Source organism: Saccharothrix sp. ST-888, assembly GCF_000955975.1.
Lineage (GTDB): Bacteria > Actinomycetota > Actinomycetes > Streptomycetales > Streptomycetaceae > Kitasatospora.
Genome location: NZ_JYJF01000040.1, coordinates 1 through 15249, shown reverse-complemented (window position 1 = coordinate 15249; position 15249 = coordinate 1). Strand labels below are relative to the sequence as shown.

At 71.1% G+C, this 15249-nt stretch carries 12 protein-coding genes and 1 other RNA gene; 11 read left to right on the top strand and 2 right to left on the bottom strand.

Features of this window, described 5'->3' with window-relative positions:
- Nucleotide 1: 1 nt before the first annotated feature.
- Entirely contained in the window at nt 2–196 is a 195-nt protein-coding gene (locus UK12_RS15175) for a hypothetical protein (RefSeq protein ID WP_045303490.1), read from the bottom strand.
- Nucleotides 197–537: 341 nt separating this feature from the next.
- Here UK12_RS15175 and ftsE point away from each other — a divergent pair, with 341 nt between their 5' ends.
- From ftsE to UK12_RS15125, 11 genes are all read left to right on the top strand, one after another.
- The gene (gene ftsE, locus UK12_RS15170; RefSeq protein ID WP_045303489.1) at nt 538–1227 is read left to right on the top strand and encodes a cell division ATP-binding protein FtsE; all 690 of its coding nucleotides are present in this window, start codon (nt 538–540) and stop codon (nt 1225–1227) included.
- A gap of 54 nt (nt 1228–1281) precedes the next feature.
- On the top strand, nt 1282–2193 hold the full coding sequence (ftsX, locus tag UK12_RS15165) for a permease-like cell division protein FtsX (protein WP_045303488.1): 912 nt from the start codon (nt 1282–1284) through the stop codon (nt 2191–2193).
- 99 nt (nt 2194–2292) lie between these two features.
- A complete protein-coding gene (locus tag UK12_RS15160) occupies nt 2293–3408 on the top strand; it encodes a S41 family peptidase (RefSeq protein ID WP_045303487.1) in 1116 nt (371 codons plus the stop codon).
- Between the two features lie 74 nt (nt 3409–3482).
- Nucleotides 3483–3962, top strand: a complete 480-nt coding sequence (smpB, locus tag UK12_RS15155) for an SsrA-binding protein SmpB (protein WP_045303486.1) — start codon at nt 3483–3485, stop codon at nt 3960–3962.
- 80 nt (nt 3963–4042) lie between these two features.
- Complete coding sequence (locus tag UK12_RS15150) at nt 4043–5341, top strand: alpha/beta hydrolase (protein ID WP_156178743.1); 1299 nt, start codon at nt 4043–4045, stop codon at nt 5339–5341.
- 110 nt (nt 5342–5451) lie between these two features.
- Nucleotides 5452–5830, top strand: a transfer-messenger RNA (tmRNA) gene (ssrA, locus tag UK12_RS37310).
- Between the two features lie 229 nt (nt 5831–6059).
- The gene (locus UK12_RS15145) at nt 6060–7430 is read left to right on the top strand and encodes a nitrate/nitrite transporter (RefSeq protein WP_045303484.1); all 1371 of its coding nucleotides are present in this window, start codon (nt 6060–6062) and stop codon (nt 7428–7430) included.
- Between the two features lie 188 nt (nt 7431–7618).
- Nucleotides 7619–8782: a uroporphyrinogen-III synthase gene (locus UK12_RS15140; protein ID WP_045303483.1), complete on the top strand. Its 1164-nt coding sequence runs from the start codon at nt 7619–7621 to the stop codon at nt 8780–8782.
- 293 nt (nt 8783–9075) lie between these two features.
- The gene (locus UK12_RS15135) at nt 9076–11421 is read left to right on the top strand and encodes a HelD family protein (RefSeq protein ID WP_082119638.1); all 2346 of its coding nucleotides are present in this window, start codon (nt 9076–9078) and stop codon (nt 11419–11421) included.
- 435 nt (nt 11422–11856) lie between these two features.
- The gene (locus UK12_RS15130; protein WP_045303481.1) at nt 11857–13329 is read left to right on the top strand and encodes an NAD-dependent malic enzyme; all 1473 of its coding nucleotides are present in this window, start codon (nt 11857–11859) and stop codon (nt 13327–13329) included.
- 493 nt (nt 13330–13822) lie between these two features.
- Complete coding sequence (locus UK12_RS15125; RefSeq protein WP_045303480.1) at nt 13823–14104, top strand: HU family DNA-binding protein; 282 nt, start codon at nt 13823–13825, stop codon at nt 14102–14104.
- A gap of 138 nt (nt 14105–14242) precedes the next feature.
- Here UK12_RS15125 and UK12_RS15120 read toward each other — a convergent pair.
- A partial coding sequence (locus UK12_RS15120; RefSeq protein ID WP_045303479.1) for a UDP-N-acetylglucosamine 1-carboxyvinyltransferase occupies nt 14243–15249 on the bottom strand: 1007 nt, incomplete at its 5' end.

The following is a 15249-nucleotide window of genomic DNA, read 5'->3' as shown; positions in this document are numbered from 1 at the left end:
CCTAGGCCAGCGCCTGCTTGGCGATCAGCGCCACCGCGAGCAGGCCGAGCAGCAGGGCGATCAGCATGGCGGGGGTCAGCGCGGCGAAGGGGCCCTGCTCCTGCTGGAGCCGGGCGCGATTGGCGCGACAGACCGGGCAGCGGCCCTCGCTCACGCGGCCGTTGCAGTTGGCGCACACCAGATGGTCGCAGGTCATGCGATCTCCTCCTTGCTGCTAAGCCAACGCACCGGACGCGGCTTTGGTTCCGCTTCTCTCCACTGTGCCAGGTTCTGGACAGTACGGCCCGTGGGCTGTGAAATCGCTCGCATTATTCGGGGCAAATCAGGGCACTTCTCCCAAGCTCGCGGGCGGAGCCTGCGAGTCCTCACGCGGGTCGCGTATGGTCCCAGGCTGGAGGAGAGGCACAGGGCCCCTCCTGCCGACCGAGGAACGGCACCGCGGGGCCGCGCCCTCCGGCCTTGAGTTTAACGATCGGGTCACGGAGGTTTGGCCGAGCCGGTCGCCATTCCACCTAGGATGGCCCCCGTGATGCAGCCGTGATCAGATTCGACAACGTCTCCAAGACCTATCCCAAGCAGAACCGTCCCGCCCTGTCGGACGTCTCGCTAGAGATCGAGAAGGGCGAGTTCGTCTTCCTGGTCGGCTCCTCGGGGTCGGGCAAGTCCACCTTCCTGCGCCTGTGCCTGCGCGAGGAGCGCCCGAGCACCGGCGCGGTGCACGTGCTGGGCAAGGACCTCGGCAAGCTGTCCAACTGGAAGGTGCCGCACATGCGCCGCCAACTGGGCACCGTCTTCCAGGACTTCCGCCTGCTGCCGAACAAGACGGTGGCGCAGAACGTCGCCTTCGCCCTCGAGGTGATCGGCAAGCCCAAGAGCGCCATCAACAAGGTGGTGCCCGAGGTGCTCGACCTGGTCGGCCTCGGCGGCAAGGAGGACCGGATGCCCGGTGAGCTCTCCGGTGGTGAGCAGCAGCGCGTGGCGATCGCCCGGGCCTTCGTCAACCGCCCGATGCTGCTGATCGCGGACGAGCCCACCGGTAACCTCGACCCGCAGAACTCGGTCGGCATCATGAAGCTGCTGGACCGGATCAACCGCACCGGGACGACGGTCCTGATGGCCACTCACGACCAGGCCATCGTCGACCAGATGCGCAAGCGAGTGATCGAGCTCGACAAGGGGCTGCTGGTCCGCGACCAGGCCCGCGGCGTCTACGGCTACCAGCACTGAGACGCCCCGCCCGCCAAGTCGCCCCACCCGCATTGACCCTGGAGTGAGATAAGCATGCGCGCCCAGTTCGTCCTGTCGGAGATCGGTGTCGGTCTCCGCCGCAACCTGACGATGACCATCGCGGTCGTCGTCAGTGTCGCGCTGTCGCTCGCCCTCGCCGGTGCCAGCCTCCTGGTCAGGGACCAGGTCAACTCGATGAAGGGTTACTGGTACGACAAGGTCGAGGTGAGCATCTACTTCTGCACCAAGTCGGACGCCAAGACCTCCGCCCAGTGCTCGGCCGGTGCCGCCACCGACCAGCAGGTCCAGGACGTCAAGGCGCAGCTGGACAAGATGACCCAGCTGGTGCAGTCGTCCACCTTCGAGAGCTCGGCGGAGGCGTACAAGCGCTGGAAGGACACCAACCCGGACAACCCGCTGCTCGCCGCCGTCGGTGCGGACGCGATGCCGCAGTCCTGGCGGGTGAAGCTGAACGACCCGGAGAAGTACGACGTCGTGCAGAGCGCCTTCGCGGGCAAGCCCGGCGTCAAGTCGGTCGAGGACCAGCGCAAGATCCTGGAGAACCTGTTCGGTCTGCTGAACGGCCTGCAGACCGCGGCCTTCGTGATCATGGTGTTGATGCTCTTCGTGGCGCTGCTGCTGATCGTCAACACCGTCCGGGTGTCGGCCTTCAGCCGACGGCGCGAGACCGGCATCATGCGCCTGGTCGGCGCTTCGAACTTCTACGTCCAGATGCCGTTCATCGCCGAGGCGGCGTTCGCCGCGCTGCTGGGTGCGGTGATGGCCTCCGGACTGCTGCTGGCCGGGCACTTCTTCGTGCAGAACTTCCTGGCCCAGCGGGTGCAGTTCATCCACTTCATCGGGCTCTCCTCGGTGCTGACGGTGATCCCGCTGCTGGTCGTGCTCGGTATGGGCATGGCCGGTATCGCGGCCTTCATCACCCTGCGGAAGTACCTGAAGGTCTGATCCGGCGTCAGGCACGGCCCCGGAACGGCAGCGCGCCGTTCCGGGGCCGTGCCGCTTTCGGCCACCGCCGCGATCTGCGGGCGCCTAGACTCCGGTGCCATGGCACGAACACCGAGCGGGGTACGGCAGGGCGCCACACTCACCCTGGTGTTCGGCACCGTGCTGCTGGTGGGCGCGGCCACCGGCGCCTGGGGCGAACCGGCCGCGGCGCCCCGACCGCCCTCGGCCGACGCCGCCCACCGGCTCGCCGATCCCGCGGGCGCCGACCTGACCCCGCAGCAGGCCGAGCGGCTGGTCGAGACCGGCGGTGACCCCTGGGCCGCGTACTACAGCCCCGAGGCGTACCGGGACTTCACCCAGGGGCGGTACCTCGGGGTGGGCCTCTCGGTGGGGCGGGCACAGGACGGGAGCTTCGCCGTCTCCCAGGTGCAGCCCGACGGACCGGCCGAGCAGGCCGGGATCACGGCGGGCGACCGGCTGCTGCGCATCGACGGCGTCCAGGCCGACCCGCTGCCGGTCACCGAGCTGGTGGCCCGGCTGCGCGGCCGGCCCGAGGACGGCGCGGGCTCGACCGTGGCGCTCGGGGTGCAGCGCCAAGGCGGTCCGGTGCGCGAGCTGGTGCTCCGGCGGCAGCTGCTGGCGGCGCGGGAGGTGACGGTGGAGCACCCGCGCCCCGGCGTGGTCAAGGTCGCCGTACGGGGCTTCACCGACGGTGTGGCCGAGCAGGTGCGGGCCGCCGTCCGGGGTGCCCGCGGTGTGGTGCTCGACCTGCGCGGCAACTCCGGCGGCCTGGTCGGCGAGGCCGTCGAGACCGCCTCGCTCTTCCTCGACGGCGGCCCGGTGGCCTGGTACGAGTCGCGCGGCGAGCGGCGTGACCTGACCGCGGCGCCGGGCGGCGACACCGCCACCCCGCTGGTGGTCCTGGTCGACGGCGGCACCATGAGCGCCGCCGAACTGCTCGCGGGCGCGTTACAGGACCGCTGCCGCGCGGTGCTGGTCGGCGTCCGCACCTTCGGCAAGGGCACGGTGCAGCAGCCCAGCCGGCTCGCCGACGGTTCGGTGCTGGAACTCACCGTCGGCCGCTACCACACCCCCGGCGGCCGCACCCCGGACGGCACCGGCCTGACCCCCGACGTCCCGCTGCCCGCCGGGGCCACCCCGCAGGACGCGCTGGCGCTGGCCGGCACCGTGCTCTCGGGCCTCGGCCGCGGCTGACGGCCCCTCGGGACGCACCCCGACGGTAAAGGGGCTGCCGGAGGGCGCTCCGAGGTGCGAGAATGATCGGCGCTATGGCAAAGGAAAAGGGACAGAAGCTGATCGCCCAGAACAAGCGGGCGCGGCACGAGTACACGATTCTCGACACATACGAGTGCGGCCTGGTGCTCACCGGCACCGAGGTGAAGTCGCTGCGTGAGGGTCGTGCCAATCTGGTGGACGGCTACGCCTACATCCAGGGGCACGAGGCATGGATCGACAACGTCTTCATCCCTGAGTACACCCAGGGCACGTGGACGAACCACGCCGCTCGGCGCAAGCGCAAGCTGCTGCTGCACCGGATGGAGATCCGGAAGATCGAGTCCAAGGTGAAGGAGACCGGCCACACCCTGGTGCCGCTCTCCCTCTACTTCAAGGACGGCCGGGTCAAGCTGGAGCTGGCGCTGGCCGTCGGCAAGAAGCTGTACGACAAGCGGCAGACGCTGCGCGAGAAGCAGGACCGCCGCGAGTCGGACCGCGCGGTGGCCGCCGCCCGCCGCCGTCAGCAGCACTGACGGCTCGGGCGACTGTCGCAGTTTCGTCCCAAGACCACCTGGCCGCCGGAGCCGCACCGGATCATCAGTACGATCACCCGGTGAATGTCTCTCTGCTTCAAGGCTGGCTCCCGGCCACGATGAAGATCGTGGCCGTACTGGCGCTGCTGGCGGCAGTCGGCTGGCGCGACTCCGGCTGGCGGCTGCGCCGGCTGCCGGTGGCACTCGGCTCGGCCGTCCTGCTCACGGTGCTCGCCGCGCTCGGCGTGCGCTACCTGTCCGGGGTCACCGACCCGCTGCCGGTCAGCCTCTGGGTCTGGCTCGGCGTCGCGATCCTGGCGCTGGCCGTCCTGGTGGCCGGCTGGCGCGGCGGACGCTGGTGGCAGCGTGCGGCGGTGCCGGTGACGGTGTTGCTCGCGGTCGCCACCGGCGCGAACGTGATCAACCAGGAGACCGGCTACTACCCGACCGTCGGCGACGCCGTCGGGGAGCTGACCAACCAGGCGCTGCCGAGCCAGATCACGGTGGACGAGGCGAAGAGCATCACCGGCAAGACCAGCACCGGCCGGATCGTGTCGGTGACCATTCCCGCCACCGCGAGCAACTTCGCCCACCGGCAGGAACTGGTCTACCTGCCGCCGGCCTGGTTCCGCAGCAAGGTCCGCCCCAAGCTGCCCGTGGTCGAGATGATCGGCGGCGAGTTCTCCGCCCCCGACAACTGGCTGCGGATCGGCAATGCGGCGCAGACCGCCGACGCGTACGCCAAGAAGCACAAGGGCTTCGCGCCCGTCATGGTCTTCGTGGACCCCAGCGGCGGCTTCAAGGTCGACACCGAATGCGCCAACGGTCCGGCCGGGAACGCCCAGGACCACCTGGTCAAGGACGTGCCGCCGTTCGTCGCGAGCACCTTCGAGACCGCCACCGACCCCCGCAAGTGGGGGGTGGCCGGCTGGTCCATGGGCGGCACCTGCGCCCTCACTCTGGCGGTGACCCACCCGGACGTCTTCGGGCACTTCCTCGACATATCCGGCGACCTCGGCCCGAACACCGGCAACAAGGACCAGACCATCGCCAAGCTGTACGGCGGTGACGCGGCCGCCTGGGCCGCCAACGACCCGATGACCGTGCTCGGCCACCACGCGAAGTACCCCAAGGGCGTGACCGCGATGCTGATGGCGGGCGACCAGGAGACCCGGCAGATCGGTCAGATGAAGCAGCAGCTGGAACCCGCGCTGCACAAGGCCGGATACCTGGTCCACACCACCGTCCTGCCCGGCAAGCACGTCTGGCAGTTCGCCGCCACCGGCTTCCAGCACGACTTCGCACTGCTCGCCCAGCAGGTCGGTACCCCGGGCTCCCGCCCGGCCACCGCGAAGCCGGAGGTCGCGCCCCTGCCCTGAGGCCGTGCCCCCGCCTTAATGAGCTGGACCCCTGCCGGTGACTGCGAGTACCATGGCGACAGCAACACCACAGGGGTCCGCCCCTGTGGAGCTGTTTCTCAAAAAAACATGGGGATGATCGGTTTCGACAGGGGAAGTCGAAACAGGGGAAGCGAGCCGAGGAACGCGGCAATGATCTCGTTAACCATCTGTCGCAAAAATATAATCGCCAACTCTAAGCGCGATTCCCAGCAGTTCGCTCTCGCAGCCTGATCTGCGAAAGTGAATGGGTGTCAGCCCGGGGCGTTCCCGACCCGGATCCTGGCATAATCTAGGGAACTCAACCCTCCTCTCGGGCTGCGAGGGAGGCGGGGAAATCAAACAGCAGCTGGGCCTGTTGGCGGCTTGTCCGCGTGACTGCCAGGGCCGAGAAAATCACAGCGGACTGCGCTCGGAGAAGCCCTGAATCCACTCCACTGGACCCGGGTTCAATTCCCGGCATCTCCACCATCCCATGTGCACATGAGCCGTCCTCCGTTCCGGAGGGCGGCTCTCGTGTTTTCCGGTACCGCTGTCCCCGTGTCCCGTACCTCTGTCCGCATGAGCCGCTGTCCCGCTCACACCGTCGCGGTGGCGGGGGTGAGTGGACGGTTCCGCAGGCGTCACCGCGCACAACGGACCGGAAACCCCGGACTCCTACCGTCGGTCGCACACAGCACCGGCAGGCAAGGGGAGACCGATGAGAGCAGGCCCGCAGTCCGGCCCTGGCACCCGCTGGATCCAGGACTGGCACCCCGAGGACGCCGCGTTCTGGGCGCGCACCGGACGCCGGACCGCCCACCGCAACCTGGCGTTCTCCATCCTCTCCGAGCACATCGGCTTCTCGGTCTGGAGCCTCTGGTCGGTGATGGTGCTCTTCATGGGGCGGGAGTACCACGTCGACCCGGCCGGAAAGTTCTTCCTGGTGGCCGTACCGACCCTGGTCGGCGCCCTGGTCCGGATCCCGTACACCTTCGCGGTGGCCCGCTTCGGCGGCCGGAACTGGACCGTCTGCTCCGCCGCCCTCCTGCTGCTGCCCCTCCTCGCGGCCGGGTACGTGATGCACCCGGGCACCTCGTACCGGACCTTCCTGCTGGTCGCGGCGCTCACCGGGGTGGGCGGCGGCAACTTCGCGTCGTCGATGACCAACATCAACGCCTTCTTCCCGCAGCACCGCAAGGGCTGGGCCCTGGGGCTCAACGCGGGCGGCGGCAACCTCGGCGTACCGGTGATCCAGCTGGTCGCGCTCGCCGTGATCGGCTGGGCGGGCGCCGGACACCCCCGGCTGGTGCTCGGGCTCTACCTGCCGCTGATCGTCCTCGCGGCGCTCGGCGCGGCCCTGTTCATGGACAACCTCGCACCGCTGCGCAACGACGGCGGCGCGCTGCGGGACACCCTGAAGGAACGGCACACCTGGCTGATGTCGGTGCTCTACGTCGGTACCTTCGGCTCGTTCATCGGCTTCTCCTTCGCCTTCGGCCTGGTGCTGCAGAGCCAGTTCGGACGGACCCCGCTGCAGGCCGCCCAGCTCACCTTCCTCGGACCGCTGATCGGCTCGCTGGTCCGGCCGGTCGGCGGCCGGCTGGCCGACCGCCTCGGCGGGGCCCGGATCACCTTCTGGAACTTCGTCGCCATGGCCGCTGCCGCCGCGCTGGTGACCGGTGCCTCCTCGGCCGCCTCGCTGCCGCTCTTCCTGACCGGGTTCACCGCGCTGTTCGTCCTCGCCGGGATCGGCAACGGCTCCACGTACAAGATGATCCCCGGCATCTTCGAGGCCGGGGCCAGGAACCGGATCGCGGCCGGAGCCGACGCCGAACAGGCAGCCGCCTGGTCCCGGCGGATGTCCGGTGCGGCGATCGGCGTGATCGGCGCGGTGGGCGCGCTCGGCGGGCTGCTGATCAATCTGGCCTTCCGGCAGTCCTTCCAGGCCACCGGCACCGGTACGCCCGCCTTCCTCGCCTTCCTGGCCGGGTACGCGGTCTGCTCCGCCCTCACCTGGGCGGCCTACCTCCGCCGTCCGGTCACCGCCGCGCCGACCGCGGTCGAGACCCCGGCCCCGGCCCGGGTCTGACCCCGGCCTCCGCCGGGCGCGACCCGGCCCCGGCGGTGGTGAGGGACCCGGCCGGACCGGCGCAACACGACGGAAATCGGAGCGACCCGGGGGCGTCACCACCGCACGGCAGGATGATCGTCCCACCCGACAACCCCCGGACCGGGCCGTCCGCAGGCCGGGGGAGCCCCACCGAAGGACCCTCGACCATGGACGCCTCCCACCTCGGTCCACCCAACGCCCCCACCGTGCCCCCGCTGGCCGGTTTCACCATCGGCATCACCGCCGCCCGCCGCGCCGACGAGCTCGCCGCCCTGCTCCAGCGCCGGGGCGCCGCCGTACTGCGCGCCCCCGCACTGCGGATCGTGCCGCTCGCCGACGACGCCGACCTGCTCGCCGCCACCCGGGACCTGCTGGCCGCGCCACCGGACCTCGCGGTCGCCACCACCGGGATCGGCTTCCGGGGCTGGATCGAAGCCGCCGAGGGCTGGGGCCTGGCCGGCGAACTGACCGCCTGCCTCGGCAAGGCCGTCCTGCTGGCGCGCGGTCCCAAGGCCAAGGGCGCGATCCGGGCCGCCGGACTGCGCGAGGAGTGGTCGCCCGAGTCGGAGTCCTCCGTGGAGGTGCTGGAACGGCTGCTCGACCAGGGCGTGGACGGCCGCCGGATCGCCGTCCAGCTGCACGGTGCGCCGCTGCGCGGCTTCATCGACTCGCTCCGGGCCGCCGGCGCGGAGGTGGTCGAGGTCCCCGTCTACCGCTGGCTGCCACCGGCCGACAGCGCCCCACTGGACCGGCTCCTCGACGCGATCTGCAGCGGTTCCCTCGACGCCGTCACCTTCACCAGTGCCCCCGCCGCCCTCGGCCTGCTCGACCGCGCCGCCGAACGCCGCCGGACCGCCGAACTGCTGCACGCCCTGCGCCGCGACGTCCTCCCGGTCTGCGTCGGTCCGGTCACCGCCGCACCGCTGGAGGAGCTGGACGTGGCCACCGTCCGGCCCGAGCGGATGCGGCTCGGCGCCATGGTGCAGACCCTCACCGCCGAACTGCCGCAGCGGGCCCGCCGCCTCGCCGTCGCCGGGCACGGCCTCGAACTGCGCGGCCGGGCCGTCCTGGTGGACGGCGAGCTCCGGCCGGTACCGCCCGCCGGAATGGCCCTGCTGCGGGCACTCGCCAGACGGCCCGGATGGGTCGTCCCGCGGGCCGAACTGCTGCGGGCGCTGCCCGGCAGCGGCGGCGACGAGCACGCCGTGGAGACCGCGATGGCCCGCCTGCGAGCCGCCCTCCGCGCACCCGAACTGGTCGCCACCGTGGTCAAGCGCGGCTACCGCCTGGCCCTCGACCCCCACGCGGACTTCGGCACCCCGTCCCGCTGAGGTCCTGCACCCCGGGGCAATCCGGGCACCTCCCGGGGACACGTGGAGCCGCGCGGGCGGGGGAGGAGCCCGCCCGGGGAGGCCGCCGCCTGAGCGGTCTTCTGCCGGTTCGCGCAGTTCGCCGTGGTTTCAGGACCATCCGGTGCTGCCGCCGACGGGGTGCGCTGGCGTAGGATCATCCGTCCGCCTTCTCTCCGGGAGGCGGCGATCCATCAGCCGCAGGACGCACCTCAGGGGGCTCTTTGGGCGCGCACGGCTCAGCCCAGCAGTTCACCGCCGCAACCACCGAGGCCATGCACAGCACCGCCATGCACAGCACCAGCACTGCCGCAATCGCCGGCGCAACCATCGTCGACGTCATCGACAACGACGGCGACACCGTCCGCGATCGCGAGATCGCCGAGGAGCAACGCCACCTCGACACCGTCTACCACCGTCTTGAGGAGAAGCTGGCCGAGGCCGAGTACATCCTCGAGGACGCCGCGAAGCGGGTCCAGGTCGGTACGCCCGGCGCGCTCGCCGAGCGCGATGCCCAGGTCTACCGGGCCGGGGCCCACCTGCACCGGCTCAACAGCGAGTTCGAGGACTTCCTGTTCGGCCGGATCGACCTCCAGCAGGCCGACGCGCCCGAGGAGCACGGCATCCCCTCGCAGACCCCGATGGATCCGGCCGACCCGGCCGTCGCGGAGACCCTGCACATCGGCCGCCTCGGCGTGCTGGACGCCGAGTTCGGCCCGTTGGTGATCGACTGGCGGGCCCCCGCCGCCGCACCGTTCTACCGTGCCACCCCGGTGGAGCCCGGCCGGGTGGTCCGCCGTCGGGTGATCCGTTCCAAGGGCCGCAAGGTGATCGGAGTCGAGGACGACCTGCTCCGCCCCGACCTCACGCCCACCCTGCACGGCCGCGAGCTGGCCGTGGTCGGCGACGGTGCGCTGATGGCCTCGCTCGGCCGCGCCCGCAGCCACTCGATGCGCGACATCGTCTCCTCCATCCAGAAGGAGCAGGACGAGGTCATCCGCGCCGCCGCGGCCGGGGCGACCCTGGTCACCGGCGGTCCGGGCACCGGCAAGACCGCCGTCGCCCTGCACCGGGCCGCCTTCCTGCTCTACCAGGACCGCCGCCGCTACGCCGGGGGCATCCTGGTGGTCAGCCCGACCCCGCTGCTGGTCTCCTACACCGAGGGCGTCCTGCCCTCCCTCGGCGAGGAGGGCCAGGTGGCGATCCGCGCGGTCGGCAGCCTGGTGGACGGCATCGAGGCGGAGCGGTACGACACTCCCGAGACCGCCCACGTCAAGGGCTCGAGCCGGATGGTGCAGCTGCTGCGCCGGGCGGCCCGGGCCGCGCTGGAGCTGGACGCACCGACCGAGCTGAAGGTCTTCGCCCGGGGCGAGGCGCTGCGCCTGGACGCCGGCCGCCTCAAGGCGGTGCGCGGCAACGTGATCGGCGGGGGCGGCACGCCGCTGAACCTGCTGCGCCCGCGTGCCCGCCGCCTGCTGCTCGACGCGCTCTGGCTGGAGGCGGTCAGGCACCTGCCCAAGCCGACCGACCACTACGGCCGGGAGCAGCGCCAGGAGGAGAAGGAGTCCTTCGACGAGTACGTCTCGGACGAGGCGTCCTTCCTGGACTTCCTGGACGCCTGGTGGCCGGCCCTGACCCCGCGCCGGGTGCTGGCGACGCTCAGGAACAGCCGGCACACCAACCGGATCGCCCGGCGCGCCGTCACCCCGGAGGAGGCCAGGCTGCTGGCCGCGTCCTGGCGGCACCTCGGCGACCGCGGCGCGGGCGCGCTGTCCGCCCACGACGTGGCACTGGTCGACGAGCTGCAGCTGCTGCTCGGTGAGCCGGCCCGCCCGAAGGTGCGCGAGGTGGACGCGGTCGACATGCTGACCGGCCTGGACGAGGTCACCACCTACGCCGACCGCAGCGCCCGCCAGCGCGAGCAGGTGCCGGTGGAGCGCCGCGAGTACGCGCACGTGATCGTGGACGAGGCGCAGGACCTCACCCCGATGCAGTGGCGCATGATCGGCCGCCGCTCCCGGATGGCGACCTGGACCATCGTCGGCGACCCGGCGCAGTCCTCCTGGCCGTACCCGAAGGAGGCGCAGGCCGCGCTGGACGAGGTGCTGTCCGGCAAGCCGCGCCGCCGCCACACCCTGACGGTCAACTACCGCAACCCGGCCGAGATCGCCGAGGTCGCGGCCAAGGTGCTGGCCCTGGCCGCGCCGGGTACGCCGTCGCCGAGTGCGGTCCGCTCGACCGGGATCACACCGCGGTTCGCCGCCGTCCACGACCCGGCGCCCGAGGCGTTCGCCGAGGCCGCCCGGGTCGAGCTGACCCGGCTGCTGGCCGAGGTGGACGGCACGGTCGCGGTGGTGGTCCCGATGGACCGCAGGGCCGAGGCCGCCGCCTGGGCCGAGGGCCTGGGCGAGCGGGTGGTGGCACTGGGCAGCCTGGAGGCCAAGGGCCTGGAGTACGACGCCACGGTGGTGGCCGACCCGACCGGGATCGCCGGTGAGTCGGAGGCCGGCCTGCGGGTGCTGTACGTGGCGCTGACCCGGGCCACCCAGCGCCTCACGGTGCTGTCGGGGCCGGACGACCTCCCGGATGCCGACGGCGTCCCGGCGCTGCTGCACGGCTAGACCGGCAGGGGCGCGGTTCCCCGCGCCCCTGCCGAGCTCCCCGGCCGTCGGGGGCGAAACCAACGGCGAAGGCCCCCACCAAGTGGTGGGGGCCTTCGCCGTTCACGTTGATGACACCGACCCGCCATGCTCGCCTCGCGGCAAGTGGTCGCTCGAAGCGACGAAGGTTGGGCCCGGGGGCTTGGATCGAGCCGGTGTCTCGTCCAATGTAACGCATTGCCGCGAGAAGGCCAGTGGCCCACGGCAGATTTTCCGCGTCCGGGTGTGGCGGCCGGAGGGTCTGTTGTGGGGCCCGTGCAATTAATGACCAATATTTCTGACTACCCGCTGGTAGGTGCGACGATCGAGGTCTAACATGCGCTGGGCTGGCTTCAACAGAGTGTTGAATCCTGGCCCCTGCTGCCAACCCTCTCAGTGGATGGAAGAAGGACGTCGATGGCGACGGTGCCAAGTGTCTCGAACTCGATCACGGTGCGTCTGGAGGTCCCGGCCACCGGCAACGCCGTGAGCTCGATCACGACCGCCGTCGAGTCCTCCGGCGGCTCGGTGACCGGTCTGGACGTGACCGCTTCGGGCCTGGAGGCCCTGCGGATCGATGTGACCGTGGCGGCCTCCTCGGTCGCGCACGGCGAGGAGATCGTCGAGAAGCTCCGGGCGATCGACGGGGTGGCGATCGGCAAGGTCTCGGACCGTACCTTCCTGATGCACCTCGGCGGCAAGATCGAGATGTCGTCCAAGCTGCCGATCCGCAACCGTGACGACCTCTCGATGATCTACACCCCGGGTGTCGCCCGGGTCTGCATGGCGATCGCCGAGAACCCCGAGGACGCCCGCCGCCTGACCATCAAGCGCAACAGCGTCGCCGTGGTCACCGACGGCTCCGCCGTGCTGGGCCTGGGCAACATCGGCCCGCAGGCCGCGCTGCCGGTGATGGAGGGCAAGGCGGCCCTGTTCAAGCGCTTCGCGGGCATCGACGCCTGGCCGATCTGCCTGGACACCCAGGACGCGGACGAGATCGTGGCCATCGTCAAGGCCATCGCCCCGGGCTTCGCCGGCATCAACCTGGAGGACATCTCCGCCCCGCGCTGCTTCGAGATCGAGGCCCGGCTGCGCGAGGCGCTGGACATCCCGGTCTTCCACGACGACCAGCACGGCACCGCGATCGTGGTGCTGGCCGCGCTGACCAACGCGCTGCGCGTGGTCGGCAAGGAGATCTCCGACATCCGCGTGGTGATGTCGGGGGCCGGCGCCGCCGGTACCGCGATCCTCAAGCTGCTGCTGGCCGCCGGCGTCGAGCACGCCACCGTGGCGGACGTCCGCGGCGTGGTGCACAGCGGCCGTGACGACCTCAACGACAGCTTGCGCTGGATCGCCGAGCACACCAACCGCTCGGGCCGTACCGGCACCCTGAAGGAGGCCGTGGCGGACGCGGACGTCTTCATCGGCGTCTCGGCCCCGAACGTGCTGAACGGCGACGACATCGCCACCATGGCGGACAAGGCGATCGTCTTCGCGCTGGCCAACCCGGACCCGGAGGTCGACCCGGCCGTCGCCCGGCAGACCGCCGCCGTGGTCGCCACCGGCCGCAGCGACTTCCCGAACCAGATCAACAACGTGCTGGTCTTCCCGGGCGTCTTCCGCGGCCTGCTGGACGCGCAGAGCAAGACCGTCAACACCGGCATGATGATCGCCGCCGCCCGCGCGCTGGCCACCACCGTCGGTGACGACCAGCTCAACGCGAACTACATCATCCCCAGCGTGTTCCACCCGGATGTGGCGAAGACCGTCGCGGCCGCCGTGCGGGAGGCCGCGCTGGCCGCCCGCGAGGGCGATCCGGCCCCGGCGAAGCCCACCCCCGGCATCGTCGGGACGCTCGACACGACCTCGTTCCCGGCCATCCGGATCTGACCGGAGCGCCGCCCGCGGCGCGCCGGTCGATCGCTCAAATGTGCGATTAGCCACCATACCCGTCCTTACACGCCCCGAACCCTTGCGACACAAGGGGAAGGGGCGTGTTTGGGCTTGTCGGTGCCAGGGCGTACGGTAGCCCTGCACGGGGCGGCGTGTCCGACAAGTACGGAACGTCCCCTCCGGCATCCCGGCGTGTCGTCCCGACCGCTGCCCGCTCCGGTCCGCCGGAGCCGACGGAGTGTCACAACTCCGTCCGGCGGGCGCTGTTCGGGTCAACCTCGCCGGAGCCCGATTGGCTTTCTCAGTGCCGGTCGGGGCAGGATTCGTACCCAGGCAGTGCGGTTTGAGGCGCTTCGGGGTGCAAGCCCGACCCCTGACCAACCCTCGCCTGAACGAGCACAGTGTGCGGACCAGCGGCCCGCCGGGTGCCCCCGGAGGGTGACCGATGGGGCCCCCGCACACGCAACGCGAACAGACCACAGGAGTACACATGAACCGCAGTGAGCTGGTGGCCGCTCTGGCCGACCGCGCCGAGGTGACCCGCAAGGACGCCGACGCCGTGCTGGCCGCCTTCGCCGAGGTCGTCGGTGAGGTTGTTGCCAAGGGTGACGAGAAGGTCACCATCCCCGGCTTCCTGACCTTCGAGCGCACCCACCGTGCCGCCCGCACCGCCCGTAACCCGCAGACCGGTGACCCGATCCAGATCCCGGCCGGTTACAGCGCCAAGGTCAGCGCCGGTTCGAAGCTGAAGGAAGCCGCCAAGGGCAAGTGACGTCGGGCTCCTCGGAGCCGCGTCCGGCACAGACGGCGATGGCCGGTCTCCCCCTCGGGGAGACCGGCCATCGGTCGTTCGGGAGCCGCTGCAGGGCCGGCCCGGTGGTGATCCGGTCCGGCCCGGCGGGGCCTGCGGTCAGACCGCGGCGAGCTTCTCGGACGGCAGCTCGACGTGGGCGCCGAGCTCGCGCAGCTTGGACATGAAGTTCTCGTAGCCGCGGTTGATCAGGTCGATGCCGTGCACGGTCGAGGTGCCCTCGGCCGCCAGCGCCGCGATCAGGTACGAGAAGCCGCCGCGCAGGTCCGGGATGACCAGCTCGGAGCCGATCAGCTTGGACGGTCCGGAGACCACCGCGGAGTGCTGGAAGTTCCGGGCGCCGAAGCGGCACGGGGTGCCGCCCAGGCACTCGCGGTAGAGCTGGATGTGCGCGCCCATCTGGTTCAGCGCGCCGGTGAAGCCGAGCCGCGACTCGTACACCGTCTCGTGCACGATGGAGAGCCCGGTCGCCTGGGTCAGCGCGACCACCAGCGGCTGCTGCCAGTCGGTCTGGAAGCCGGGGTGCACATCGGTCTCCAGGGCGATCGCCTTGAGCTCGCCGCCCGGGTGCCAGAACCGGATGCCCTCGTCGTCCACCTCGAAGGCGCCACCGACCTTGCGGAAGGTGTTGAGGAAGGTCATCATCTCCAGCTGGCGGGCGCCCCGGACGTAGATGTCGCCCTTGGTGGCCAGCGCGGCGCAGGCCCAGGAGGCCGCCTCGAGGCGGTCGGGCAGCGCGCGGTGGGTGTAGCCGCCCAGTTCGTCCACGCCGGTGATCAGGATGGTGCGGTCGGTGCCCATCGAGATGATCGCGCCCATCTTCTGCAGCACGCAGATCAGGTCGACGATCTCCGGCTCGACGGCGGCGTTGCGCAGCTCGGTGACGCCCTCGGCGAGCACCGCCGTCAGCAGCACCTGCTCGGTCGCGCCGACCGACGGGTAGGGCAGCTCGATCTTGGTGCCGTGCAGCCGCTGCGGGGCGACCAGGTAGGTGCCCTGCGGGTGCTTCTCGATGGTGGCGCCGAACTGGCGGAGCACCTCGAAGTGGAAGTCCACCGGACGGCCGCCGATGTCGCAGCCGCCGAGGCCGGGGATGAAGGCGTGGC

What these genes read in the sequence shown, in the direction of transcription:
- UK12_RS15135 (WP_082119638.1), top strand. Translation starts at nt 9,076, where the DNA reads ATGCACAGCACCGCCATGCACAGCACCAGCACTGCCGCAATCGCCGGC.
- UK12_RS15175 (WP_045303490.1), bottom strand. Translation starts at nt 196, where the DNA reads ATGACCTGCGACCATCTGGTGTGCGCCAACTGCAACGGCCGCGTGAGC.
- UK12_RS15145 (WP_045303484.1), top strand. Translation starts at nt 6,060, where the DNA reads ATGAGAGCAGGCCCGCAGTCCGGCCCTGGCACCCGCTGGATCCAGGAC.
- UK12_RS15125 (WP_045303480.1), top strand. Translation starts at nt 13,823, where the DNA reads ATGAACCGCAGTGAGCTGGTGGCCGCTCTGGCCGACCGCGCCGAGGTG.
- UK12_RS15160 (WP_045303487.1), top strand. Translation starts at nt 2,293, where the DNA reads ATGGCACGAACACCGAGCGGGGTACGGCAGGGCGCCACACTCACCCTG.
- UK12_RS15140 (WP_045303483.1), top strand. Translation starts at nt 7,619, where the DNA reads ATGGACGCCTCCCACCTCGGTCCACCCAACGCCCCCACCGTGCCCCCG.
- ftsX (WP_045303488.1), top strand. Translation starts at nt 1,282, where the DNA reads ATGCGCGCCCAGTTCGTCCTGTCGGAGATCGGTGTCGGTCTCCGCCGC.
- UK12_RS15130 (WP_045303481.1), top strand. Translation starts at nt 11,857, where the DNA reads ATGGCGACGGTGCCAAGTGTCTCGAACTCGATCACGGTGCGTCTGGAG.
- smpB (WP_045303486.1), top strand. Translation starts at nt 3,483, where the DNA reads ATGGCAAAGGAAAAGGGACAGAAGCTGATCGCCCAGAACAAGCGGGCG.